Source organism: Pseudomonas sp. JL27(2026), from assembly GCF_056933555.1.
Genome location: NZ_CM167794.1, coordinates 3,290,278 through 3,314,751, shown reverse-complemented (window position 1 = coordinate 3,314,751; position 24,474 = coordinate 3,290,278). Strand labels below are relative to the sequence as shown.

Below are 24,474 nucleotides of genomic sequence, written 5' to 3'. Positions count from 1 at the left end.
CGCAGCGTTTGCTGCGGCTTTTCTTTTGGTTCTGGAGCGGTGTGGGCGGCTAATCGTAGAAGAACAGCTTTTTAGCCATGGCCGGTGAAATTTTGCTGCGCCAGATCCGGGTGATTTCCCCGTTGCTTTTGGCCTGGCTCAGTTGCGTCTTGAAGCCGACAAAGCGTTGTTCGGGCCGTTTCAGGTGCCCGGCGGTGTAGGCATCGGTTGGACCGTCGAGACGCGTGTAGTGGAAATGCGCGTACCACAGCACTTCCCTTGAGTGTTTGTCCTTGATGACAAATTCTGTCAGGAAATCCTTGGCCTGGGTCAGCTTGCGTGAAGTCACAGGCTCGATGTCAATCGTGTGATGAGTCCAGAGGAAATCAACTTTTTCAGGGGTAGGGGACTGCAACTTGTAGCCGGCTATCCGGTAGTCCCGGCCCTTTGCCCGCATGGCTTGGGCGGCGTTGGACAGTTCGTCGAACAGCGCGCTTTTCTGCGGCGAAGTCTCTGATGTTTTCTGAAGTTCGATCACCAGGCCTTCCAGGTCGCCGGCGCTTTGGATCAGCATCGTCTCCCAGTCGGCGGGGGTTTTTTCTTCGCGCAATACGGGGTCTCGCAGTACCTGGGCCATTTCCCGGTCGATCAAGGCCTCTAACTTGATTCGTTGCGCCAGCAGCGTGTTGCCGGCCTCGATGATGGTTTTTGCTGGCCGGGTCACCGGGGGCGGCTGCAGCGGTTGCTCAACCATCTGGACGTACACATCGTCCTGGGCATGTTTGTGGTAGCGCGAAACCATCTGCTGGTTGAACGGGTCGTGTACCTCAATGACTTCCCCTTCATCTTCAGGGCGTGGTGCCTGAAGTTCTCCGATCAGGGTGCCGTGGTTGCGTGTCTTGAATACCCGTTTGGTGGTGGATGGGCGACTCGTCTGAATGGCGCGCGGGGGGGCGATCGACAGGTTTTCCTGCTCGAGGATCAGTTCGGCCAGGTCGGTCTCGGCACCCTGGCGCGCCAGTCTGAGGTCGTCGACAAAGCGCTGTTGATAGGCTGGGCGACTAAAGGCCGGACCGAGTTCTTTGAGCATCAGGCTGGCGTCCTCTGCCTTTTGATATTGATCGATGATGGTTTCCAGCACGGCCTGGCGCTGCTCGAACGTGAAGCCTTCGGTCGTGCGTAACACAAGATGAGCGCTGGCCGTGTCCTTTAGCCGCTCCAGAGGCACTTGCGTGGAGTAGAAGTCCTTGAACGAAAGGGGGCCCCGGGCACTGCGGTCGACACTCAGCTCGCGCAAGACATCCAGGTCATGCAGCTTGATGTTCAATTCACTGAGCAACTCCGAGCCGCGCACCGCTTTCAGCAGGTCGTTACGCTCTCTCTGGCCTGCGAGCGAGTCCGCTTGCAGCTCGTTGAGGGTTGATTCAAGGCGCCGGGTCCATTCACGAATATTTTCGTCAAAGACATAGCCGCTCTCCAGTGCCTGGATGTACTTGCGGTAGGGCAGGGGATCGTGAGCGTCAAGGGCCGCTTCAAGCCTGTTGGCCAGGGTTTGAAGGGGCTCACCCTCTGTGCCGCCGAGCAGGTAGTCCTGGCTCAGCCTGACGGCATGATCCTGAACCAACAGCTGGGTGGAGGCGATCGCAACAAACAGTTTGGCGCGCTGTAGGGTGGGGGAATTCGTCTTGTTGAACTCGCCCTCCCGGCGGCTGAAATCAATCAGTTGACGGCGCGTCTGCTCCAGCTGGACGGCACTTGCCTGCATCGCTTCCAGCTTGCCCAGGAGTGTTGACCAGGCGCTGGCAGTTTTTTCCAGCTCCGTGACCTGACGGGAGCGCAGGGCAGGTTTTTGCAGGTCGTCGGCGTGTTCAAGCAGTTGCCATATCAGTTGCAGTTTCTTGATGTGTAGCGTGTAGACATTCTGGGCAACATCAACCTGACGTGCAGCCTGATGAAACGCTTCGATGCCTTCAAGTTGCCGTTGTTGTGCCGGCTGTTTTTCGAGATACAGGTCCTCAAGTCTTCTAAGGTTCTCCTCCTGTTTGGCGGCGATTCTTTTTTTGGGGCCGCCCCCCGTCAATTTGAGCCCCTGATCCAGCGTCCAATGGCCTTGCCCGCTGGTTTTCAGCTTGATCCCAGGGTGGTCAGGTTTGGTGGGGTGAATGATGTAGACCTCACCGAAACCCGGAACGATGCTGACTTGGAACAACAGCCCTGCGACTGAGGCATACCAATGGTGATTGATGCGGTAGAGGCCTTTGAACGCACCTATTTGAATGGGCTCCGGGATAACGTCTGGCCATTTGACGTTGACCGCCCTGAGCCTGGCCAACAGGCGCGTCGCCGAGGATTCGCGGGCCTGTGATCGGTCGAAATCCAACAGGGTTCTACCCCCTCCCGGCGGTTCGGAGGGCAGGCCGACGGTGCCTTGCGTAATATTCGCGGGGGTATCGAAGGTCTGGTTGGGTGGGCGACGCATCCGGTCCAGGGCCACTCCGTTTTTTTCCAGCCCCTCCAGTGCCAGGGGGGCGGCGGGTAGTTCGGGCTTTTGGGCACCGTGCAACAGCAGCATCGAGAGGTTCATCAAGAAATCAACCCATGCGACTTCCCGTGTGGCAGGGTCCGGGTTGTCCAGTTGTGGCAGGTCATTGAGCAAACTGCTGACCATCGAGATCATCCAGCCGACGGCCAGAACCGGGCCGCCGAGCGGCAAGGCCAGCAAGGTATTGAACAACGTCCAGCCGCCCTCCAGCAGGATCGCCCAGCGACTTTGCGCGTCGGAGACCGAGTTGCGCTCGCCCAGGTCTACCAGGGCGCGGGCCTCGCTGCCGAACAGGTACTGCATCAGCGCTCCGTTACGCAGTGACTGCAGTAATTCATCCGTGTGCTCATCGTTGGCCAGGGTTGCCGCTTTGGGTTTTTCAGGCCGGCCGAAGGGGTCAAGCTGTGAAAAATGAGCAATGTGCGGTTCGTTGAACCCGCCGTTGTCATAGATGGCGCGGGCTGTTTCCGGTAACCACGCCAGTACGCTGCTCTGGAGCGCGCCGGGCGATGCAATGGCCGCCAACAAGGCTGCGCGGGTCGGGTACTCAAGCAGCGACTCTGCGTAGATCGGGCGGTACAGAATATGCGGGCCAATCAGGCTGTTCTCGCACTCAATGATGAACATGTTGCCGACCCCATCGGCTGGCGCATCGGTTTTTCGTGAAAACGCCAGTGGGCGGATCAGCACTTCTTGTCCATCGAGCACTCGATCAGCATAAGTGGGGTGCATGAGGGCGCTGACGAGTTGGTAACCGCGTCGAGTCAGGCCGTGTTCACCCTTGATCGCATGTTCAAGCGCTTTCATTGGCAGAACGACTTGCAGTTCGGCCGTGAACAGACGCTGGCGTCTATCGGCGTCGGCGGTCCCGCTCAACAACAGGTTTTTGAGCAGCTGCGGATAGGTTCTGCCGATGTCGACCTGGGTGATCAGGTTGAACAGGTATTCGGGCGTCATCCAGTCCTGCAATGCCTCTTCACCCTTATGGCGCACGGTCATACGACCATTGGGCCTGCCGGCGAGGTTTTTTAGCGCCAGTTCAGTCAAGGTCATTTTCGCGAGTTCGATGAAGCCGCTGCCCAGGTTGCCGGCCGGCACGTGAAACGTCAGCTCAAGCTCATCGGCCTTATATACCGGTGCAAGCGGCTGGTCCTTGAGCATCTGTTGTTGCAGTGCGTTGGCGGCGAATGTCCGGATATCGGCGATGCCTTCAGCCCATGACTGGCCCTTTGTCGCTTGATTGAGGCTTGCCAGCTCCAGGCTGTGCTTGCGGTAGGCCAGTTGATCGACAGCGGATGCCTGCCTCAACCATTCAGGTAGCACGGCGTGTACCCGTCGTAACTGACCGGGGCTGGCAGGTGTGATGCCACAGAACAGCGGGGTGAGGTCGGTCACTTCATGGAAGCGTTGTTCCAGTTCGCGCTTGCTGAGTCGTGCAGGCAGCTCGAACGCGGCGATGTCCTCCAGTTGTTGGTTCAGCAGCAGGGCGGCCTGAATGTCGAAAATGTCGTCGCCGGGCTTATAGCGCTTCCAGGTGATGGTCTGGACATTGAACCGCTGGGTGATCATCTTCCCCCAGGCCTCGCCGAAGTCCTCCAGGGAAGCATAGGCCTGGATGACTCCCGAGACGCTGCACAACAGCACTCGCGGACCTCGAACCACAAGAATGTCGGGAGCCTGATAGGTGATGGACTGCGCCGCAGTGGTCACGGTGGTTTCAATGCAGTAGGCGTGCACGTCGCCCAGAGGCCCGCTGAGGATGGCGCGCTCCTGAGTGTCGGGTTGGTTTGCCAGCCGAGTGAGTATCTCTCGTCGTTCGATGTCGTCTCCCGCTTGCAGGACGGCTGCACTTCTGAGGGCGTTACGCAGTTGATCGCCCAGCCACTGCCAACGGCTGGCACCGGTATCGGCGGGTGCATTCCAGTAATCGGTCAACGCCTGCTGGAAGCCGATCTGAACAATGGAAGGCAGTTCCAGGATGATGTTTTCGATGAGCCGCATGTCAGGAACTAACGCACGATGATCATCAGCGTGGGAAAGATAGCGCACCCGCGTCCCGCGTTTGTTGACGAGGTGACTGGCGCGGTCGTCCACGGTCTTCGAAAAATCGACAGGGTCGCCGCCGGCCATGTAGTTGAGGGCGACATCAACCAGTGGATTGAGGTCATAGCCCTGTAGGGCATTGGGCGTGGCGACGCTGATCAGCGCGATATCAGTGTCCAGTGTTGCGGTTTTCTCGGTAATCAGGTCCCCAAGCATGTGTGCGACGACCGAGCGCAACGTCGGTCGAGTGGTGAATTGCTCCTGAATGGCGCGGGCCTGGATGTCGACATAAGTGGTTGAGGGGGAGGGCGGGTTTTGCATACGGGCGTACCTGGGTGGTCGTTGAGCCAAACCTGCGCGCGGGAGTGCCCGCGCGGGCAGGTATCAGCCGGGATTGCCCAAAAATACCCTCCGCACCTGGCTGCCGGGCGATACAGGGATACCACCCGCGCACGTCCGTTTAGGAGTGGCTTGCAAACTGGCCTATCATTACCCCTTTCTCCCAAGCGATAGATGGTTATGACTGGTGTAAACGAAACCTTGCTGGCTGCCCTGCAAACTTGCGACATGCTGGAAATCGACGGGCTGCATGCCTTCGATTTCAGTCTCGATGACAGCCGTTTGCTGATCGAGTGCATGGACGGTCGCGCGGCCAAGCGCTGGAGCTTCAGCTTGGCGCAGGTGCAGGCGGCAACCTTCGACCCAACCCTGCAGAGCTGGACCATTACTGGTGATTCCGGCGAGCACCGGCTTGTGTGCATGAGCGCCTTCAGCGCTGGCGAGGAAGAGGACGACGCGCATGAAGATGCGTAATTTCTGGCCACTGCTGATGGCCGGCAGTGTCGGCGCGATGGGTGTGCAAGCGGCGCCTGTCGACACCTACGAGCTGTTGGTGGGCACCTACACTCAGGGCCAGAGCCAAGGGATCTACCGACTGCAATTCGACAGTCACAGCGGCCAGCTAAACGGTAAACCGTTACAGGTCATCAAGACCGCCAACCCGTCCTGGCTGACCTTGTCCAAGGACCAGCGCCGACTGTTTGTGGTCAATGAGAACGGCCCTGGCCAAGCCGACCCGGTGGGGCGGGTCAGCAGTTTTGCCGTCGAGCCGAAATCCCATGAACTGAGCCCGCTCAGTCAGGTACAGAGCCTGGGCAATGAGCCGACGCATTCCAGCCTGAGTGGCGACGGCCAGTACCTGTTTGTCAGCAACTATTGCGTGGCCGAAGATCCGGGCGGAAGCCTGGCCGTGTTGCCGGTGAGTGCCGACGGCAAGCTGTCGCCTCCGGTGCAGTTGAGCAGTCATCCGGCGAGCCGGGTCAACCCTGAGCGGCAGGTCTCGTCCCACGTGCATGCAACGGTGTCGTCGCCGGACGGTCAGTACGTGTTTTCCAGTGACCTGGGGGCGGACAAAGTCTTTATTTACCGCTACGACCCCAAGGCCAACCGTGAACTGCCACTAACCGCTGCTGCGCAGGCGTCGGTCCAGTTGCCACCGGGCAGCGGGCCACGGCATCTGCTGTTCAGCGCGGACGGTAAACATGCCTGGTTGACCATGGAAATGAGCGCACAGGTTGCGGTGTTCGATTACCACGACGGTAAGCTTGAGCAACGGCAACTGGTTGATCTTGCGGCCGGCCAGCCTGTATCAGACAAGGCAGGCGCCGCACTGCACGCGTCTGCGGATGGCAAGTTCCTCTATGTCAGCAACCGTGGCACCGCCAACCAGTTGCTGGTGTTCGCCATCGATCCGGTCAGCGGGGAACTCAAGGAGATTCAGCGCCGCTCAGTGGACGGTGACCATCCTCGCGAATTCAGCCTCGACCCCAGTGGCCGCTTTGTGTTGATCGCCAACCAGAAGAGCAACCAGATTGTGGTGGTCGAGCGCGATCCCAAGACCGGTCTTCTGGGTAAAACCGTGCAAAAGCTGCCGATTGATTCCCCCAGCGATATCAGGTTCCTGCTGCGTCAATAGACCGCAGGCCCCGGTAGCCTTGGCCTGCACCCTTCTATTAATGAGACTGATATCGGCTAATGCTACAAAGCATTTCAAAGGCGCCAACCCTCGGGCGTAAGTTTGCTTCACGGCCTCCACAGGCAAGTAAGCCAACTGAATCTACGAGGGTTATCGCCATGAACTTCAATCTTTTCTCCGTTATCGCTGCTTCCGCCATCTCTGCCAGTGTTGCACTGCCTGCCAGCGCCAGCGTGGAAATCAACGCCAAACGCTCCGGCACCCAGAGCTACACCCAGAAATACCTGCAACAAAGCGCCAACTTCTATGCCGCGCTGGATCATAAAATCCAGCACTGAGATTCACCTTCCACCGTCTTTATGCAGGCGCGAAGTCACTTCGCTGGTTCGACGTTAAATCCGTCGAAGACCGGGAGTGACGTCGCTTCTGCATAACGCATTTGCGACAGCATTCACCAGTCAGTACATTTCCCTTGGTAATATCACATAGCCATGTGTTTAAATTTGACGCTAATTTATTGACTCCTCTTTTTCCGGGATCGACAACATGGCTATGCGTCTGGCAGTGGTGCTTCTCTTTCTTTATTCGACCCCGATTCTTTCGGCCGCCCAGCCTGTTGAAGGCGAGCCTGAAGCCTCGCGCGAGCGCTTGATGAGCCTGTTGCAGGACTGAGATTCACTGAATTATCGATCAATTAAACTGATAGCTACTATGCATAAAGGTCGCTATTAACTGCCGGTTATTTGATTGATTCTGTGGGCACTGAAACACGCCCACGGAGCGTCCCATGGCCAACGCAATCCTTTCTTCTGCCAAGCACGGTGCCTACATTGCGATCGGTGCCTATGTGGCGATGGTCCTCGTCGTCAGCGTCTCGGCCCACTCGCAACGCGTCATCGAAGCCCCGATTCAGCTCGCTCATCCTGCCCTGCAATTGGAGCAGCATGCCATGCGCATCAGCGCTGAGCCGTCAGGTGTGGTGGGAGCTGCGGGGATATGAAAGGACGCAAACTCTGGGTCATCGCCTTCCTTGCGTTCCTGACCAACGGGTCTTCACTGCTGGGCATCGGCCAAGGGTCGGCAGGCTCGTTGGCGCGGGCCATCGAGTGCAATCACAGCATCGCCCACAACATCCAGACCGCCAAGGCGTTGGGGCTGTTGGCGGGCACCCCGCCGGACAAACCCAAAGCCGTTTTTGCGGGGCCGTTTCAGGTTGATTGCTCGGCACTGAACCTGTGCCGTGCATTGGCGTAATTACTTACGCATCACGTCGGTAAACAACGCGGATTCAAGAATTCCCTGCAGCCACGCCTGAAGATGTCGATAAGGCGTTTGTGCGAACCAGTCACGGTCGACATGGGCAAATTGCCGAATGAACGGCGCGAGTGCGATGTCCGCCAGGCTTAGGTGGTCGGCCAGCAAAAACGCACGTTGTTGCAGTCGCTCCTCGAGCGCGCGCAAGAACACTTCGCCCTCGGCGCGGTAGTGTTCCATGGGATGTTCAGGGTAGCGCTCGGCGTACTTGTAGCGATTCAAGTGCAGCTTGAACACTTGATCGTTTTCCTCGATCAACGATGCAGCGAGTTGCTGCGCGGCAGGGTCGTCCTTGAGTCGCCAGTCCTGCGGGTCATGGTGCGCCAGCGCCCACTGCATGATCTCCAGGCTCTCCTCGATGACCTGCCCCTCAAGGCTCAGCACCGGCACTGTGCCTTTGCTGGACAGGGCGAGCATTTGCGCGGGTTTGGCCTTGAGGCTGACTTCGACAATCTCCAGCGCCACGTTGCTGTAGCGCAGCGCCATGCGAGCCCGCATGGCGTAAGGGCAGCGGCGGAAGGAATAGAGCGTCGGCGTGCTCATTTGACCTCCACGGTGCTCAAGCCATTGCCCTGGCGGTGGACTTGAATCTGTACCGGAATCCGCTCGTGCATTTCCTGGACGTGGGAGATCACACCCACCTTGCGGCCCTGGGCCTGTAGGCCGTCGAGCGCGTCCATCGCCAGTTGCAGTGACTCTGGATCGAGACTGCCGAAACCTTCGTCGATGAACAGCGACTCGATTTTCAGCGTACTCGATGCCATCGACGCCAGGCCCAGTGCGAGGGCCAGCGACACCAGGAATGTCTCGCCACCTGACAACGAATGCACGGAGCGCAGTTCATCGCCCATCTCGGTGTCCATCACCAGCAAGCCGAGCATGCTGCCACCGCGTTTGAGGCGGTAACGGCGCACCAGTTGCCGCAACTGTGCGTTGGCGTGATGCACCAGCAAATCGAGGTTGTAGGCCTGGGCGATTTTGCGGAAGGTGTCGCCGGTGGCCGAACCGATCAGGGCGTTCAGTCGCGCCCAGCGCTGCCATTCGGTGTAGGCCTGGGCGATACGTTGCGTCAGTGCTTGATTGGCGTCCTGACGGCGCTGGTCTTCGGCTTGCTGCGCGCGCCATTCGGCGCAGAGTTGTTCACTGGTCGCCAACTGGTTTTGCAACTCGCCCAGGGCGCTGGACAACTGTTCAGCGTCCAGGTTGCCATTGTGCTGGGCCTGATGGCTGTGCAGGCGTTGAGCGCGCTCTTGCAGCAACACCTTGGCTTGCTCGATGGCTTTTTCGCTCAGTTGCACCTGTTGACGCAGTTGCCCAACGTGTTCGTCGCTGAACGCCAGCAGTTGTTCAAGACCGCCGTCGTCCAGTTCCGGATGAAGGGCACGCCAGTCCGTGATCTTGCTGTTCAGCTCACGGCTTTCAGTCTCCAGGGCTTGCTGGCGTTGTTGCTCGGCCTTGAGTTCGGCGCCCCGTTGAATCTGTTGGCTGCGCACGTCTTGCAACTCCTGGCTGGCAGCGGTCTCGGCTTGACGAGCCTGTTCGACGGCCTGATCCAGTTGCTGCTGCCAGTGTTCGGCGCTCGGTTGCTCGCCCAGCAGGTGAGCCAGCGCCTGCCCCGTGGTGTGTTGTTGCCCGGCCAGCGCTGCATGTTGCTGCGCGGCCGCTTCGGCCTGTTGGGCGCGGGTGAGCTGGCGGTCCTGTTCTATCTCAAGGGTTTGCTGGCGTTGCTGTTGTTCGCCGAGCTCCTCGCGTTGTGCCTCCAACTGTTCGAGTCGCTGGCTGACGTGCTGGTCGAGCTGCATGAACGTGACGGCGGGCTCGTTGCGCAAACCGTCCAGGGTCGCGGTGGGCAGCAGGGTGTTGAAAGCGGTGAGTTCTTCTTCCAGACGCAGACGGTCATTGCCTAATTCGCGCTGCTGGATTGCCAGTTGCTGGGTGGCCTGTTGGCTGGCTTGCTCGGCGGCGTGCACTTGCTGCTGAAGGCGTGCAGCATCTGTTTGCAGGGTGAGCAGGGCGGTTTGCCGCTGTTCGTCCTGGGTGATGCTTTGATTCAACTGCGCGGCTTGCTGAGTCAGCCACGCGTCGCGTTTGCTCGCGTCCTGGGTCAGCAGTTGGGCGCTGAGTGGATGAGCCTCAAGGCTCGGTGCCAGGCTCTGCTGCTGGGTGGCAAGCTGTTCCTGTTGTTGCAGCAGTTCTTTTTGCTGGGCAATAACACCGCCGACTTCGGTGCGCAGCTGCGTGAGTTTCTCCTTGAGCAGGTCAACGGCGCTCTGCGCATTGGCCTGTTCGCTTTCATCGTGACGGCCCAGGCTTTGCAGCAAGGCTTCAGGCTGATGATAGGGATGTTCGAGGCTGCCGCAGACGGGGCATGGCTGGTCATCCTGTAATTGCCCGCGCAATTCTTCGACGCTGGCACTGCGCGCCAGACGCTGGCGTTCCAGCAGTTCCCGGGTGACTGTCAGTGTTTGCTCGGCGACAGTCAGCTCGGCTTTAGCCTGGACGCCTTCGCGGGTCAGGCGATCGCGTTCCTGCTGGGCGACCTGCTGGCGCTGTTGCAACTCCAGTGCGCGTTGGTCGAGTGCTTGCAGACTGGCCCATATCCGCGCCAGTTCTTCGATAGCACGTTGCTGTTTGCGGTTGTCTTGCAGCAGGCTGCCGAGGATTTTGATCTGTTCGGCCACAGCGTGCGGCTCGGCCCCGGCTTCGTTGTAAAGCAGCTCCAGGCTTTTGCTCTGCTCGTTGAATTGAGTGGCCGCGCTGGCGGCTCGTTGTTCCAGTTCCAGCAGTTCGCCCTGGCCTTTTTTCAGGCGATTGCCCGCCAGCATCAGTTGCTGCAAGCGCTCGCGACAGACGTTCCAGGCCTCACTGACCGGCGCCAGTTGCACGCTCTGTTCCAGTTGCACGGCAATCGTCGCCAACCGCTCTGCGACCCGTTGTTGCTGCTCTTGCATCCGCGCGATGGCTTGCTGGCCTTCAAGGCTGGCGTGCCGGGTGCTTTGCATCAGCTCGGTCGAGGTACTGATGGCCTGCGTCAGGCGGGCGAGGTTGTTCTGTTCTTCAAAGGCCTGGCGCAGCAGTGGCGCGCAGGCGCTTTGTTGGCTTTGGGCATGGGTCAGTGCGGCTTTGGCTGACTCGAGGCTGTGTTCGAGCTGCTCCTGACGGTTTTGCAGCTCACTTTGTTGTTGGCTGTGCTGCTGAATCAGTACGGCCAACGGGCTCAACTGCGTGCTCAGCTCGGTTTGCCGGGCAAACTGATGCCGTTGCGGGGCCAGTTGTTCCAGGCGTGCCAGGTTCAGCCGCTCGCCGGCCTGTGCATCCCACGATTGTTGAGCCTGTTGCAGTTGTTCGGCGGCGGCCAGTTGCTGGTCCTGCAACTGGTTCAGCTCTTTGAGCCAGGTGTGTTGCAGCTCAAGCTGTTTGAGCTGCGCTTGTTGGGTTTTGAGTTGCTGCTGGGCGTCGTCGAAGCGCTGATCCAGTTCGATGCGAGCTTCGGGCGCAAGTGGCGTGATGCCCGTGGCCTGGTCCTGCAACAGCTTGTGGGTTTCGCGGGTTTCCTTGCTTTTGTCAAAGGCCCGTTTGCCCAAACGCGTATAGAGCGCGGTGTCGGTGAGTTTTTCCAGCAGCTCGCTGCGGTCGTTATCGTCGGCCTTGAGGAACGCGCTGAACTCGCTTTGGGCCAGCATGACCGCGCGGGTGAATTGTTCAAAGTTAAGCCCCAGCACGGCTTCGAGTTGAGTTTTGTACTCGCCTTTCTGGCTGGCCAGCAGTTGATCGGTGTCCAGGTCGCGCAGGCTCTGGCGGCTGGCCTGCAACTTGCCGTTGGCTTTCTCGCGGGCCCGGTTGGCCTCCCAGCGTGCGCGATAACGCCGCCCGTCAGTGCCGACAAAATCCACCTCGGCAAACCCTTCGCCAGTACCGCGACGCAGCAGGGTGCGCGGGTCGCCAGTGGCGATTTCACCGTCTGCATCCGGCACTTTGGCGTCGCGCCCGGTGTTGTTGAGGCGCGGCACTGCGCCAAACAGCGCCAGGCACAGCGCATCGAGCAGGGTGCTTTTACCGGCGCCGGTCGGCCCGGTGATTGCGAACAACCCGGAGCTTGCCAGCGGTTCGGCGGTGAAGTCGATCTCGAAGGGGCCGGCCAGCGAGGCAAGGTTTTTCAGGCGAATCGCAAGGATCTTCATGCTTGCTCCTCCTCGTGCTGGACGTCTTGCAGCAACTGCGCGAAGTCGTTGAGGGTCGGTTCATCGACCTCGTTGCCGTAGTGGTCCAGCCAGGCGCGGCGGAACAGTTCCTGCGGTGTCAGCTGGTCCAGTTCGATCAGCGTCGTGTTGTCATCCTCACCTTCACGGCTACCGCTGCCAGCGTACTCGGCGGCGATCCGCACCAACCGCACGGCTTTGCCTTGCAACGCGGTTTCGACTTGCTGGCGCAGGTCCGGTTGCGGCTCGTCCAGGCGTACCCGCACTTCAAGCCACGGCTGACGCTGGGTTTCGGCCAGCAGGTCGATGTCTGGCAGTTCGCCCAGTTGGCCGAGGATCTCGGCCAAGGGCGCAGGGCCCAGGCGCTGCAGGTGGACGGCACGGGGGACCAGCCGTGGCTCGACGCTCAGCAGGGTTTCACCGTCGAGCCGCACATCGAGGATCTGATGTTGATAGTTGATCTCCGAGAACGACAACGGGATCGGTGAGCCGCTGTAGCGAATGCGTTCTTCGCCGTTGACCTTTTGCGGCTTGTGCAAATGGCCAAGGGCGACATAGCTGATACTCGGGCCAAACAGGCTGGCGGGCAGGGCTTCGGCGTTGCCGATGATCAGGCTGCGCTCGGAGTCTTCAGACACCGAGCCGCCGGCCATGTGCGCGTGGCTGATGGCGATCAGTGCCTGGCCCGGCTGGCGTTTGGCGTTCGCCGCTTCGATCAGCCATTCGTGAACCTGGCCGATACCGCGCAGGTAGTTGTCGCCCAAGTGGGCGCCGGTCACCTCGGCGGGGCGCAGGAACGGCAGCGCCAGGCACCAAGCGGCAATTTCGCCGGTAGCATCGGGCAGCGGGATCAGCAGGCGTTCGGCGTCCAGTTGGCCATCATCGAGCCACAGCACGCGGCCGAGCGCATGAGTGCGCAAGCGGCGCATCAACGGCGCGGGGAGCTCGATGCGCGAACCGGAGTCGTGGTTGCCGGCGATCATCACGATGGTCAGCGAAGGTTGCTGCTCATGGGCGCTCACAATGAAGTCGTACAGACGTTCCTGGGCTTTGACCGGCGGGTTTACGGTGTCGAAGATATCGCCGGCAATCAGCAGCACGTCCGGTTGTTCGGCCGCAAGTTGCCGCAGCAGCCAGTCGAGGAAACAGGCGTGTTCGAAATCGCGCTCCTGGCCGTGCAGGTTTTGCCCAAGGTGCCAGTCGGAGGTGTGAAACAGACGCATGACAAATTCCAGACAGAAGCCGCCGCGTCGAGGACGCAGCGGCTTTTTGATTATTTGGGATAAAGCGGTGGCAAGCCACTGTCGCCAGTTGGGTCCTGGACACGTTCGGCGATCGGGATGGCGCGGATAGCACGCCAGAGTTCCTCGCCTTGCCAGTGTTGGCCGGTTTCGCTGTAGAGCGCGCCGTTCAGGCCGTCCAGCGCGTCGGACAACGGCACGAAGCGCGCGGCCATGTCGGCCAGCGTTTCGGGTTGTTGGCGGGCCCAGGCGTCCAGCGCCTGACGAGTGGCCTGTGGGTCGTTGGCCTGGCTGGCGCGTTTCAGGTCGTCGAGCAGGGTGCGTGGGCTTGGGCCGGTTTGTGCGGCTCGCAGAATCGCCGGCTGCCAGCGCGCACGCCACCAGAGGCCGAAGCCCAGCAGGGTGGTACAGGCGAGAATGAAGGTGCTGAGTTTCCACAGCCACAGTACTTCGCTGTCAACCGTGACCGACGCCTGACTGCTGACCGGGGTGTCGACCACCAGGCTGGGGTTGTTGGCCACTTGCAGGGTGCGGGCTGGCAGGCTGGTGTGTTCGAGTTGATCCTCAACGGTGTTCCACCAGACGACATCCATCGCCGGTAACTCGATTGCGCCGCTACGACTGGGCACCAGGGCTTCGCGTTCTTCGCGGCTGCCGACCAGTCCGCGCTCGTTGTGCTGATTGCTCAGTTGCGGTTGGTCGGGGTAACGCCGCAGGCCGCTGACCTCGGTGGCGGGCAGGGGAGGCAGTTGGGAACTGGCCAGGCCCTCGGCCTTCAGGGTCAGGCTGCGGGTCAGTGAATCGCCGACCAGGCTGTGTTCGGGCTCCGGGCTCCAGCTCTCGCTCAAGGTCAGGCTGCGGGCCGGCAACCACGGCATGTCGGCCGGGTAGCTGGCGGGTTGAGCCTTGACCGTCAGGGCCAGTTCCGTGGAGCTGACGTGCACCATCTTGCCCGGTTTCGGCCCTTGGGCCGTGGATGCTTGAGCCGCTTGGCTGTCGACCAGGGTGGCGCTGAACTGTTGCGCCGCAATGATCAACACGCCGCTGTGCTGCGGGTAGATCGCGTAGCGCGACTCGATTACGCCGTGGCGCAGGTCATTGATGAGCTTTTCGTAGGTGCGCGATTCGCCCAGTTGCTCGATGCGCGCATCAGGTATTTGCAGCGGCGTCAGGCTGCTGTCGTCATACAACGACACCGAGTGATAGACGCGCACGGTCAGGATCGCCTGGGCCTGCACATACACGCTGTCCTGGTCGAGGCTGGTTTCGATGAACACCGGCGCCAGGCTGTTGGTGCTGTCCTGGGCCTGGCTCTGAATCACTTGCAGGCTGATGGGCTGGCTCAGGACATTGCCCAGTTGCAATGGCGGGATCTGCACCATGCCGGTCCGTTTGGGCAGCAGGGTGACGATCCAGCGGGTCGTTGCGCGTTGGTCGCCGCTCAGCGTGGTGAGCTGGTTGACCTGGCGAGTACCACGGACTTCGAACAACGCCTCCAGCGGCGCCAGGTCCGGCTTGCCGAACTGCGTGACGTCGTTGGATTCCAGGGTCAGCTCCACCGTTTCCCCGGAGTTCAGGCGGCTGCGGTCGACACTGGCGATCAGCCCCGCGGCCTGGGCCTGAAAGCTCCAGAACAGGAGGGCGAGTATTAGGGCGGTGACGCGGCTCATCGAGTTTTTCCCTGATCCTGATGTTGTTGCTGTTCGTACCAGAATTTGCGCCGCAGCAGTTCGCCGGGGTTGTCCGGAATCTTGCGCAGCCATTGCTCCAGAGCCTGCCGGTGTTCACCTTCGAAGCGCTCTGCCTCGGCGCGGATCGGCGGCGTGGTGAGGTGTTCGTCGCCCAGTTCGCTGCCCGGTACTTCATTGGCGCCAGGTTGCGGCGGCTGTTGGGGCTTGGGTTCGCCGGCAGTCGGCGGGCTGGTGCTGGCCGTTTGCTGCTCGCCGCTGGCTGCGGGCTGAGTCGCGGCGCCGGGTGGCGGGTTTTGAGCATCGGTTTCGGCATTCTCGCCCGTGGTTTTATCGGGTTCGCTGGGCGGCGGCGCGGTCTTTTGCTTGATCAGGCTTTCCACCAAGGCTTTGTTGGTCAATGCCGGACGCAAATCCGGTTGGCGCTCCAGGGCTTGTTCGTAGGCGTCGACGGCGGCTTCCAGCTCGCCGCTTTTGGCCAGGGCGTTGCCTCGATTGTAGTGCGCCCGCGCGTCATTGCCTTCGGCGAAGCGCTGGGCGGCAGCGGCGTAATCGCCGGCCTCGTACAATGCGACGCCTTGCCACTGCGTGTCTTCGAAATGCCGGGCGGCTTCGGCCGGTTGTTTCTTTTTCAGCAGATGCTGGCCCTGTTGGTCCGGGCGCAACCACAGGTCGTTCCACTCAAAGGCATAGCTGGGTTGCGGCAGCATGAACAGCAGCGGCAGACAAAACAGCCAGCCACGGCGTCCGGCGCAGGCCGCCAGCAGCAGCAAGGGCAACAACAGCCAGTAACCCTGATCGGCCCAGGTGTCGAGGTGCACGGTTTGCCCCTCGCTGCGCAGGCCTTGCGGACCATTAAGCAGCCCCAGTCCGCGCAGGTCGTTTTCGTCCAGCCGCGCCTGGCGGTAACGACCACCCAATTCACTGGCGAAGGCTTTCAGGCTTGGCCCGTCGAGACGCGGCACCAGGATTGCGCCTTGCTCGTCCTTGAGGAAACTGCCGTCTTCACTGGTGACCGGCGCGCCTTCGCGGGTGCCGATACCCAGCATCAGAAAGGTCGGTGACTGGCCGTGCAGCGCCTGACGTATGCCCTGGCGTTCCTGCTCGCTCAACGATGAGCCGATCAACAGGATCCGGCCCTGGCCGAGGGCACCACGATCAAGCAGGGTGAGGGCTTTTGCCACCGCCAGGTCGGCGCGTTGGCCATCCTGGGGCATGATCGACGGCTTCAGCGCTTCGAGCAGATTGCGACTGGTCGACAGGTCGTCCGACAGCGGCACCAGGGTGTGGGCACTGCCGGCGTAGACGACGATGGCGGTTTGCGCATCGCTGCGATGCTGCAACAAATCGAGGAGTTTGCGCCGGGCTTGCTCCAGTCGCGTGGGCGGCGCATCAGTGGCGAGCATGTGCGGGGTCAGCTCAAGCAGCACGACCAACGGGTCGGCCGGTTTCTGGCTGGTCTGCTCGACACGCTCCCAGCTTGGGCCGAGCAGGGCCAGCACGGCCAGAACCCAGGCAAAGCCCAGGGCAACCCACGGCAGTTTGCTTTCGCGGCCATTGCCGCCGCTCAACAGGGCGGCGTGGAAGGCCGGTGGCAAAATCATCTGCCAGCGCCCGGCGCGTTTTTGCCGGTGCCAGAGTTGCCACAGCAACCAGCCGAGCAGCGGCAGCAATATGATCCACCAGGGACGGAACCAGTGGGGCCAGAACGTGATCATCGACGCCTCCGCAAACGCAGGCGTTTAAGGCGCTGACGCCAGTCAGGGTGTTGTTGCAAAAAGTGCTGGGGCCGGGCGAACAAGCGTTGCAGCGGGTTGTCCGGCCAACGCTCGCGGGCCACCAGAAGCATGCTCATCAGCAAGGCTGCGGCCAGCGGCCATTGATAAAGCGCCTGGGCGGGACGAGCCTGAGTCGGTTGCTGGGTCACGGGTTCGAGCTGATCGAGGGTTTCCTTGATGGCTTGCAGCTCTTGCCCGTCGCGGGCGCGGAAATAACGACCGCCCGTGGCTTCGGCAATGGCTTTGAGGGCCGGTTCGTCGAGGTCCAGGCTTGGGTTGACGCCCAGAAAACCCAGGGTGCCGCTTTGCTCCGGGTCGGCACCGATACCGATCGGGTAGATCTTGACCCCTTCTTCGGCGGCCAGGCGTGCGGCGGTCAAAGGGTCGATTTCGCCGCCATTGTTGGCACCGTCGGTGACCAGAATCAGCACCCGGCTCTGTGCCGGACGCTGGCGCAGGCGCTTGAGCGCCAGGCCAATGGCGTCGCCGATGGCGGTGTTTTTGCCGGCAATGCCAATGCGTGCTTCGTCGAGCCAGATGCGCACGGTGTGCCGGTCGAAGGTCAGCGGTGCTTGCAGGTAGGCCTGGCTGCCGAACAGGATCAGGCCGACGCGGTCACCTTCACGGTGTTCGAGAAAGTCGCCGAGCAGGTGTTTGACCAGGGTCAGGCGACTCACGTCTTCGTCCTGCCACTGCATGTCGGGGAAATCCATGGAGCCGGACACGTCGACGGCCACCAGCAAGTCGCGACCGCTGGCTGCAATCGGCAACGGTTCACCGAGCCATTGCGGTCGGGCCGCGGCCATCAACAGCAGCAACCACAGCAGAATGAACGGCGTTTGCTGGCGCCAGGCGGGCAGGTTGGCGCGGGCGCGTCGTCGGGCCAGGCCTTCGAGGTCGCTCAGGAAACTGACTTTGAGCGCCGGCTCGCCGCTGTCCGCCACCGGCAGCAGCACGCGCATCAGCCACGGCAGTGGCAGCAGGAGGAAGATCCACGGCCAGGCGAACTCAAACATGTTTGCGGATCCAGGTTTCGACGGCTTGCGTCAGGCCGGCGATGGCCTTGTCGTCGAGTTTGCATTCGGGTTTGTAAGCGCCTTCCACCAACACCATCCAACGGGTCAGGCCAGCCGCCGGGCAGCGATTGTCGAGAAAGGCCAGCCATTTGCGCCCGTTGAGCGTGTGGCTCTGGCTGTAGGGGTAGTGGTTGCGGCACAGGCGCTTGAGCAGCCCGTTGAGCTGCTGCAACCAGGCGCCGGCCGGTGCGCCGTCGTAGGGTTTGGGCAGCAACGCCAGCTCGGCGAGGGCGGCCAGACGTACCGGGTCCAGCGGTTGTTCGGCGCGGGGCAGAGGACGCTTGTTGGGAATCAGCGTGCGCAGTTTCCACACCCCGAACACGAGCAGCGGCAGCAGGGCCAGCAACAGCCACCAACCCAGCGCCAAAGGCCAGAAGCCAATGGGCGCGGGGGACATCAAGGGTTGCAGTTGCTCAAGGCTGTTCATCGGGTTTTCCCCGGCCGCTGCGGGTTCAGGTACTCGCGCAGTTGTTCGACCATTTCGCTCTGGGTGCTCAAGGGCATCAACAGCACCCGCAACTTTTGCGCCAGCAGTTCCCAGCGAGCGATGCGCGCTTCGGCCTGGGCGCGGTAAGTCTGGCGCAGGTCGAAGTTCAAGGTGTCGATTTCCAGTTGCGCACCGCGCTCGGCGAAACGCAACAGCCCGGCAGCGGGCAGGGCATGGTCCAGCGGGTCGGACAACGGCAGCAACAGCAGATCGCAATGGCGTGACAGCAGGCTCAGTTGTTGCTCGGCGCCGTCGGACAGGGCGCGCTCGTCACAGATCACAATCACCAGGCTGCCGGGGCGCAACACTTCCCGCGCGCGGCGCAGGGCCATGCTCAGGCCATCGCGGTCGGGGGCGCCTTCGGTGTTGAGTGTCTGATTGACGCGTACCAACCGGTTGAGCAGTTGCAGCAGGCTTTGTTTGCTGCGCCGGGGTTTTATTTCGTAATGCTCGTTGTCGCCGTAGACCAGGCCGCCGACCCGGTCGTTATGGCCCAGCGCGGCCCAGCCGATCAAGCTCGCGGCCTGGGCGGCGAGCACGGATTTGAACATCAGCCCGGAGCCGAAGAACAACCGGCGACTTTGTTCGACCATGATGAAGATCGGACGCTCGCGTTCTTCATGGAACAGCTTGGTGTGCGGTTCCTGGGTTCGGGCGGTGACGCGCCAGTCGATGGTGCGCACGTCGTCACCGGCCTGGTAAACCCGCACCTGGTCGAAGTCCACGCCACGCCCGCGCAGCTTGGAGTGGTGCAGGCCGATCAACGGGCTGCGCTGGCTCGGGGTCGAAAACAACTGCACTTCGCGCACTCGATGGCGCATTTCGATCAGCTCGGTGAGGCTGACGCGAATGCCCGGCTCAGGCGCTGGTGGTGTGTCCATGGAGGTCAAGCGACAGCTACGACATCGAGGATCCGCTGGACCACCCGGTCCTGGTCGATGCCCGCAGCTTCGGCTTCAAAGGAAAGAATGATGCGGTGGCGCAACACGTCGAACAGGACGGCCTGAATGTCCTCGGGGCTGACGAAGTCGCGACCGGCCAGCCAGGCGTGGGCGCGTGCGCAGCGGTCCAGGGCAATCGAGCCACGGGGGCTGGCGCCATAGGCGATCCACTCGGCCATTTCCGGGTCGAACTTGGCCGGTGTACGGGTGGCCATGACCAATTGCACCAGGTATTCCTCCACGGCATCGGCCATGTACAAACCGAGGATTTCCTTGCGGGCGGCAAAAATCGCTTGCTGGCTGATCCGCCGCTCGGGCTTGGTTTCGCCGTTCAGTGCTTCACCGCGGGCCTGTTGCAGAATGCGCCGCTCGACGGCCGCGTCCGGGAAGCCGATTTTGACGTGCATCAGGAAACGGTCGAGCTGGGCTTCGGGCAGCGGATAGGTGCCTTCCTGCTCGATCGGGTTCTGGGTGGCCATGACCAGAAACAGCGGTGACAGCTCATACGTGCTGCGCCCGACGCTGACCTGCCGCTCGCCCATGGCTTCGAGCAAGGCTGACTGGACCTTGGCCGGTGCCCGGTTGATTTCGTCGGCCAGCACCAGGTTGTGGAAGATCGGGCCTTGCTGGAACACGAAGCTGCCGGTTTCCGGGCGATAGATCTCGGTGCCGGTGATGTCGGCCGGCAACAGGTCAGGCGTGAACTGGATGCGATGGAACTGCGCCTCGATGCCTTCGGCCAGCTCTTTGATGGCTTTGGTCTTGGCCAGGCCCGGAGCGCCTTCAACGAGCATGTGGCCATCGGCGAGCAGGGCAATGAGCAATCGCTCGATGAGTTTTTCCTGGCCGAGAATCTGCGTTGAAAGAAAGGTTCGCAGCGCAAGCAGCGCTTCACGATGTTCCATCGATGAGTGTTCCTGGAAAGGCTGAGCGCAGGCGTACGAATAACACCAGGGCCGGGGGCGTTACTTTAATCCATCGCGGGGGGTGGCGACTAACGGCATTTTGCGCAAAATTGTGGGGGGGGTGAGCTGGCACAGATATTTGCAGTTAGGGAATGCTTTCACTGCCCGGCATCAAACATGCTGCTGAAGGTCACTCAACAACTCCTTGACTGCCGTCTTGTTGGCCAATTCAGACCATGGGCCATCATCAACAATCGCACCTTTGTGCATGACAATCACGCGATCAAAACGATACAAATGGTCAACATCATGGGTGACGCAGATGAGTCCGCGCCTTGCGAAGGTATCAAAAAGCAAATCCCACACAGGGGCGGCCATTCTGGGTTCTACCGACGCGCTTGGCTCATCAAACAGGTTGAATCGCCCGGGTCTGTTGATCAGTCGCAATAGCGACAGGCGCTTGGCTTCGCCGCCGGAAATGTTTGAGGCGTTTTCACTGAGGTTTCGGTGGGACACGATGTCCTCAAGTTTTAACCGCCGTATCGCCTGATTCAGATGTGGTGAAGGTTCGACTCCGTACAGTACGGATTGAACAAATGTGCCTTCCAGAAACAGCGGTAATTGCGGGCAGTACCTCATGATCTCCAAGTGAGTCTGTGCTTTCAAGCTGGAAATCGGCAGCTTGTCGATGCTCAACTGACTGCGCACGGAATCGTCAAGCCCGGCCAGTATTTCGAGTAGGGTGGATTTTCCCGAGCCACTGGGGCCGGTGATCGCAACCGACATGTCTTGGTTGAAACAGATGGCTTTGTCGATGGATAGCCGGACTGTTCCGTTGTCGCTGATCTCGCAGGGGGCGAGTACCAGCGTCGATGTGCCCTGTAGTGTGATGTCAGTCTGCCGGGTGTCCCGATCAAAGTTCGGGAAAGACAGTAAGTGTTGCAACCGACGCTGGTCTGCGAGGAACTGATCAAGCATTCGATAGCCTTCTGTGAGCGCAGTAATGTTCAACAGAAAACTTCCTGCGATGGAGAAAATAGCCACCAGTTGGCCGACGCTGATGCTTGGTTGTCCCGAAAATTGATCAAGCACCCCCCAGCTCAACAAGCCACCTGTGGATACGCTGACGAACAGGATTTTAATTCCACTCAAATAACCACCGGAAGTGGTTACGACAATTGCAGCGTTGGCGTATTGCATGAATGCTTCATTCAAGGGGTGTGTGGCGGTGAGTTCGGCTCTTTCAAGTTTTATCGATTTTCCTGCGTTCAGGGTGTTGAACAGAAGGGCGCCTAGCTCATCTTCTTGTTCGTTGAGCGAGTCAATGTGTTTTCTTCGCCATTTGATGATTTTATGCGCAGAGAATAAATAGAGTATCCCTAGACCCGTTATTGTCAGGAATATCTTGAAGCCACCCATGTAATAAAATGCACCGCCTACGATGAGGAACTCCAGGCAGGTAGGAAGCCCGACGGTGACGAAGAATGTGAGCAATTGCTCATGTGCGGTAATTCCGCGCTCCACTGATTTTATAAAATGGCCGACGCGCCAAGAGTTAAAATGACAGAATTCTTTGCCCATTAGTTGCTTTATCCAATCTATGGATGCATTCATTACGATGCGCTGTACCAGCCGACAGAGGAGAAGTATTTGTATTGGACTGATGATTGCTTGAATGCATCCGGCAATAACGAAGCCCAGTGTCAGAAAGAGCAGTGTATGTAAAGAGGTATCGCTCTGTGTGTTCAGTATGTCGACGACTCTTCCTAGTAGCAGAGGTGGGGCCAGTGCCAGTAGTTTTAGAGAGATGATCATCCCTATTGTTGTAGTTAGCAGTGAAGTGTGGTTCGTGTATGCTGTTTTTAGAAGTTGCTGCATATGTGGGTTCTGCCTGTGCCGCTTTTGAGTGAGGAGTTGAGCAGCACGTTAGCTTAAGTTTAAAATATGCTGGGGCGCTACAGGAGAGCCGTTTCTGATAATGTTAAAGCGTTCGAGACCTGGAATGTAGGATTGGGATACGATACCGTTATTGTAGCGTGTGATGGTTCTTTGAAATAAGGACCTCCCTGAGTCGGATAGACTGCTTTGCAGTTGAGTTAGTTGCTGCGGAACACTTAGGGTCAAATCAGTTTTCGGGCACTCTATAGTCGCAAGCTTTGTGTTTCTTATGGGTTCGAAATCAATGAGGTGTTTCAAGGTTTTTGATGATGAAAGCAATTCGAGCGCTTTTTTGTCTGTTTGTTCTTCTTCAACGCCATACAATATGGAAGATTGGAACTGTTCGGTAACGGCCCTCTGGATAGCAATACAAATGTCCAGTGAGCAACCGGACCCGATGGGTGATAAATGAAGATCCCCAGCACCAGCTTTAGGCAGCGCTACCGAGAAGTAAACTCCCATGACGTCTTTTATGATAATGATCTGTAGTTTGTTTGCCGAATTCAGGGCGGACTGATTGCTCTGTAATGCCTTTGTAAGTAACTCGGTTGAAGGTGTGTAGAGGTTCATTGCGGGACGTATTCCACAAATTGCCATGAAGAACAAAGACAGGATGTGCCTTTCAGTGACTTCCAGAGCTCCGTGTAACAACGCTTCAGCTTCGGTGCAGCCAAAAGCGATTCCTGAGTTTGACGAGTAGCGAGATAGATACCGGCTGCTGGAATTCGTTTCTTCAGATGCCTCCCTTGTAATTCGCGGGCATAACAGGATGCTCGGAACAAACAAATATTTTTGCTTTTTAAGCTCTGTTAGTTTGAAGCAGTCTATAGGCTGATCGGTTAGAGGCAGGCTTTTCAGCAATCCATCATGTTTGGCAGCTGCTTGGGATGCAATGAAATCACAGCGCTGTGCGATTGATTTGTTGATCGGGGGGTGAAAAGTACTGAAGTGCTCGATGCTTTCAGCAAGTGCGCCTATCAAGGAGTCAGGGCCTTTTCCTGCTCCTGATCCAATTAAAATGCTATTTCTGTCAAATAGTTCAGCTGTGGCTATTAGTCTTTCGCGATCTACATAACAGGCTGCGGCATGAAAGCCAAGTGAGTGGATGATTGCTTTTATTCGCAATAACGCTTCTGAAGGATGAAATTCTCGCTCGGACATATATAGGGCCTCAGGTGAGGGGGATGTCGAAGGGGGCCCCGCTTCGACATTTACTTCGGAAATGTAGTTGGATCGCTACTTATTGGTTCAGTGAGGCGAAAAAATGAATCTCTGAGGTCAGAAAACCTGATTGCACGTCCATTAGTAGGGTTGGGTTGTCGAGAGTGTTTATTTCAGAGCGTTTGCTACCCATTGTATGTAACTCCAATGCTATTGATGGTTGAGGTGCTTCTCGCACCCTGCTTGCGTTGTTATTCGCAAGTCATTAATTAATAGCAGTGAAGTTCTTGATTCTCAATGATCTGAATTCCCATGCTGGTGTAGGTTTATTCAGGCTGGCGCGTAGGAGTGTGCAAGTATTTAGTTGCAAATTTACGGTTTTTGATTTTGTTGCAAGCAAATCAATTGCTTGTGATGTTTAACGTTTTGGTGGCTGCTGTTTTATCGCGTATTTTTGGCGAGTAAATGATTTCTAGTAACGCTCGAGGGCAGACTATTGCTGATATCTATCGGGGATGGGGTCGCGGTGTTCTCTTGGACGCTATCTCGAACGAACTTGCTCGCGATAACGTCCGGTCAGACGCGGAGGCTCAGAGCTGGCTTATATAAGTGCCCGTGCCCTTGAGGATGTTCTGCAGGGTTTCTTCGACTTCAGCCAGATCCGAGGCATCGGTGTTGTGAATGATTTCCAGTGAATCATCGCCATTGAGCACATCGGCATCAGCGGCGGCAATTTCAATCAACAGGCGGGTAGGGCTGAGGGTGACTTTCACGCCGTCCAGGGTGGACGGTTCGCCATCGAGGGTGATTTCCAGTTCGTCCTCGTCCGGGTAACGCGTCATCAGGAACATGTCGCCCTGTGCGCTGTGGCAGCACAGCATGGCCATGTTGTCTTCTTCGTCGTCGCACGGGTTGGCGATCAGATGGGCGGTGGTCAGTTGCATGGTGAAAATCCTGGCGCTGGGCGCGGTGTTGGCAGGCAAAGTGCAATTGTGCCAGTGCGAGGGAATTTCCGCTCGGATGTGTGTCTGAAAGTGTGTGAGAACACTCAGAGGCCTGCTGGTCATTTTTGGTACGAAAGTACCGTAAAACCGGCGATAAAACCGCATTTTTCCTACACGACTGCTAGGGTTGTCCGATGCATATCTCGCGAGTTACGTGCCGATGACCGAATATGTCGCAGCATCGCAAGCACCGGCCTTGCCGC

The 24,474-nt window shown here is 59.3% G+C and carries 19 protein-coding genes; 6 read left to right on the top strand and 13 right to left on the bottom strand.

Features of this window, described 5'->3' with window-relative positions; genetic code table 11:
* Positions 1-49: 49 nt before the first annotated feature.
* The gene (locus AC1Z1G_RS15005) at positions 50-4,885 is read right to left on the bottom strand and encodes a dermonecrotic toxin domain-containing protein (protein ID WP_483620860.1); all 4,836 of its coding nucleotides are present in this window, start codon (positions 4,883-4,885) and stop codon (positions 50-52) included.
* Between the two features lie 198 nt (positions 4,886-5,083).
* Here AC1Z1G_RS15005 and AC1Z1G_RS15000 point away from each other — a divergent pair, with 198 nt between their 5' ends.
* The 6 genes from AC1Z1G_RS15000 (at position 5,084) to AC1Z1G_RS14975 (ending at position 7,793) form a co-directional block, all read left to right on the top strand.
* Entirely contained in the window at positions 5,084-5,377 is a 294-nt protein-coding gene (locus tag AC1Z1G_RS15000) for a DUF5629 family protein (protein WP_483620859.1), read from the top strand.
* Positions 5,364-6,539, top strand: a complete 1,176-nt coding sequence (locus tag AC1Z1G_RS14995) for a lactonase family protein (protein WP_483620858.1) — start codon at positions 5,364-5,366, stop codon at positions 6,537-6,539. The genes AC1Z1G_RS15000 and AC1Z1G_RS14995 overlap by 14 nt, the downstream gene beginning before the upstream one ends.
* Before the next feature lie 158 nt (positions 6,540-6,697).
* A complete protein-coding gene (locus AC1Z1G_RS14990) occupies positions 6,698-6,877 on the top strand; it encodes a hypothetical protein (RefSeq protein ID WP_483620857.1) in 180 nt (59 codons plus the stop codon).
* 208 nt (positions 6,878-7,085) lie between these two features.
* On the top strand, positions 7,086-7,211 hold the full coding sequence (locus AC1Z1G_RS14985; protein WP_483620856.1) for a hypothetical protein: 126 nt from the start codon (positions 7,086-7,088) through the stop codon (positions 7,209-7,211).
* Positions 7,212-7,326: 115 nt separating this feature from the next.
* Complete coding sequence (locus tag AC1Z1G_RS14980) at positions 7,327-7,539, top strand: hypothetical protein (RefSeq protein WP_483620855.1); 213 nt, start codon at positions 7,327-7,329, stop codon at positions 7,537-7,539.
* Complete coding sequence (locus AC1Z1G_RS14975; RefSeq protein ID WP_483620854.1) at positions 7,536-7,793, top strand: hypothetical protein; 258 nt, start codon at positions 7,536-7,538, stop codon at positions 7,791-7,793. The genes AC1Z1G_RS14980 and AC1Z1G_RS14975 overlap by 4 nt, the downstream gene beginning before the upstream one ends.
* Here AC1Z1G_RS14975 and AC1Z1G_RS14970 read toward each other — a convergent pair whose 3' ends face one another.
* The 12 genes from AC1Z1G_RS14970 to AC1Z1G_RS14915 all read right to left on the bottom strand — a co-directional run bounded on the left by AC1Z1G_RS14970 (position 7,794) and on the right by AC1Z1G_RS14915 (position 24,211).
* The gene (locus tag AC1Z1G_RS14970; RefSeq protein ID WP_483620853.1) at positions 7,794-8,396 is read right to left on the bottom strand and encodes a glutathione S-transferase; all 603 of its coding nucleotides are present in this window, start codon (positions 8,394-8,396) and stop codon (positions 7,794-7,796) included.
* Positions 8,393-12,034, bottom strand: a complete 3,642-nt coding sequence (locus tag AC1Z1G_RS14965) for an AAA family ATPase (RefSeq protein ID WP_483620852.1) — start codon at positions 12,032-12,034, stop codon at positions 8,393-8,395. Before AC1Z1G_RS14965 ends, AC1Z1G_RS14970 begins: the two co-directional genes overlap by 4 nt.
* Complete coding sequence (locus AC1Z1G_RS14960) at positions 12,031-13,275, bottom strand: exonuclease SbcCD subunit D C-terminal domain-containing protein (protein WP_483620851.1); 1,245 nt, start codon at positions 13,273-13,275, stop codon at positions 12,031-12,033. The genes AC1Z1G_RS14965 and AC1Z1G_RS14960 overlap by 4 nt, the downstream gene beginning before the upstream one ends.
* 50 nt (positions 13,276-13,325) lie before the next feature.
* Positions 13,326-14,963 carry a BatD family protein gene (locus AC1Z1G_RS14955; RefSeq protein ID WP_483620850.1) on the bottom strand — a complete coding sequence of 546 codons (1,638 nt, stop codon included), beginning with the start codon at positions 14,961-14,963 and terminating at the stop codon, positions 13,326-13,328.
* Positions 14,960-16,699 carry a vWA domain-containing protein gene (locus AC1Z1G_RS14950; RefSeq protein ID WP_483620849.1) on the bottom strand — a complete coding sequence of 580 codons (1,740 nt, stop codon included), beginning with the start codon at positions 16,697-16,699 and terminating at the stop codon, positions 14,960-14,962. The genes AC1Z1G_RS14955 and AC1Z1G_RS14950 overlap by 4 nt, the downstream gene beginning before the upstream one ends.
* Positions 16,696-17,775 (bottom strand): vWA domain-containing protein, encoded by a 1,080-nt coding sequence (locus tag AC1Z1G_RS14945; RefSeq protein ID WP_483620848.1) that lies wholly within the window; start codon positions 17,773-17,775, stop codon positions 16,696-16,698. The genes AC1Z1G_RS14950 and AC1Z1G_RS14945 overlap by 4 nt, the downstream gene beginning before the upstream one ends.
* Positions 17,768-18,262 carry a DUF4381 domain-containing protein gene (locus tag AC1Z1G_RS14940; protein ID WP_483620847.1) on the bottom strand — a complete coding sequence of 165 codons (495 nt, stop codon included), beginning with the start codon at positions 18,260-18,262 and terminating at the stop codon, positions 17,768-17,770. The genes AC1Z1G_RS14945 and AC1Z1G_RS14940 overlap by 8 nt, the downstream gene beginning before the upstream one ends.
* Positions 18,259-19,203, bottom strand: a complete 945-nt coding sequence (locus AC1Z1G_RS14935) for a DUF58 domain-containing protein (RefSeq protein WP_483620846.1) — start codon at positions 19,201-19,203, stop codon at positions 18,259-18,261. The genes AC1Z1G_RS14940 and AC1Z1G_RS14935 overlap by 4 nt, the downstream gene beginning before the upstream one ends.
* A gap of 5 nt (positions 19,204-19,208) precedes the next feature.
* On the bottom strand, positions 19,209-20,168 hold the full coding sequence (locus tag AC1Z1G_RS14930; RefSeq protein WP_007925774.1) for an AAA family ATPase: 960 nt from the start codon (positions 20,166-20,168) through the stop codon (positions 19,209-19,211).
* Positions 20,169-20,339: 171 nt separating this feature from the next.
* On the bottom strand, positions 20,340-22,046 hold the full coding sequence (locus tag AC1Z1G_RS14925; protein WP_483620845.1) for an ATP-binding cassette domain-containing protein: 1,707 nt from the start codon (positions 22,044-22,046) through the stop codon (positions 20,340-20,342).
* A 48-nt stretch (positions 22,047-22,094) separates the two neighbouring features.
* Positions 22,095-23,267 (bottom strand): YcaO-like family protein, encoded by a 1,173-nt coding sequence (locus AC1Z1G_RS14920; RefSeq protein ID WP_483620844.1) that lies wholly within the window; start codon positions 23,265-23,267, stop codon positions 22,095-22,097.
* Between the two features lie 590 nt (positions 23,268-23,857).
* On the bottom strand, positions 23,858-24,211 hold the full coding sequence (locus tag AC1Z1G_RS14915) for a hypothetical protein (protein WP_483620843.1): 354 nt from the start codon (positions 24,209-24,211) through the stop codon (positions 23,858-23,860).
* Positions 24,212-24,474 lie beyond the last annotated feature (263 nt).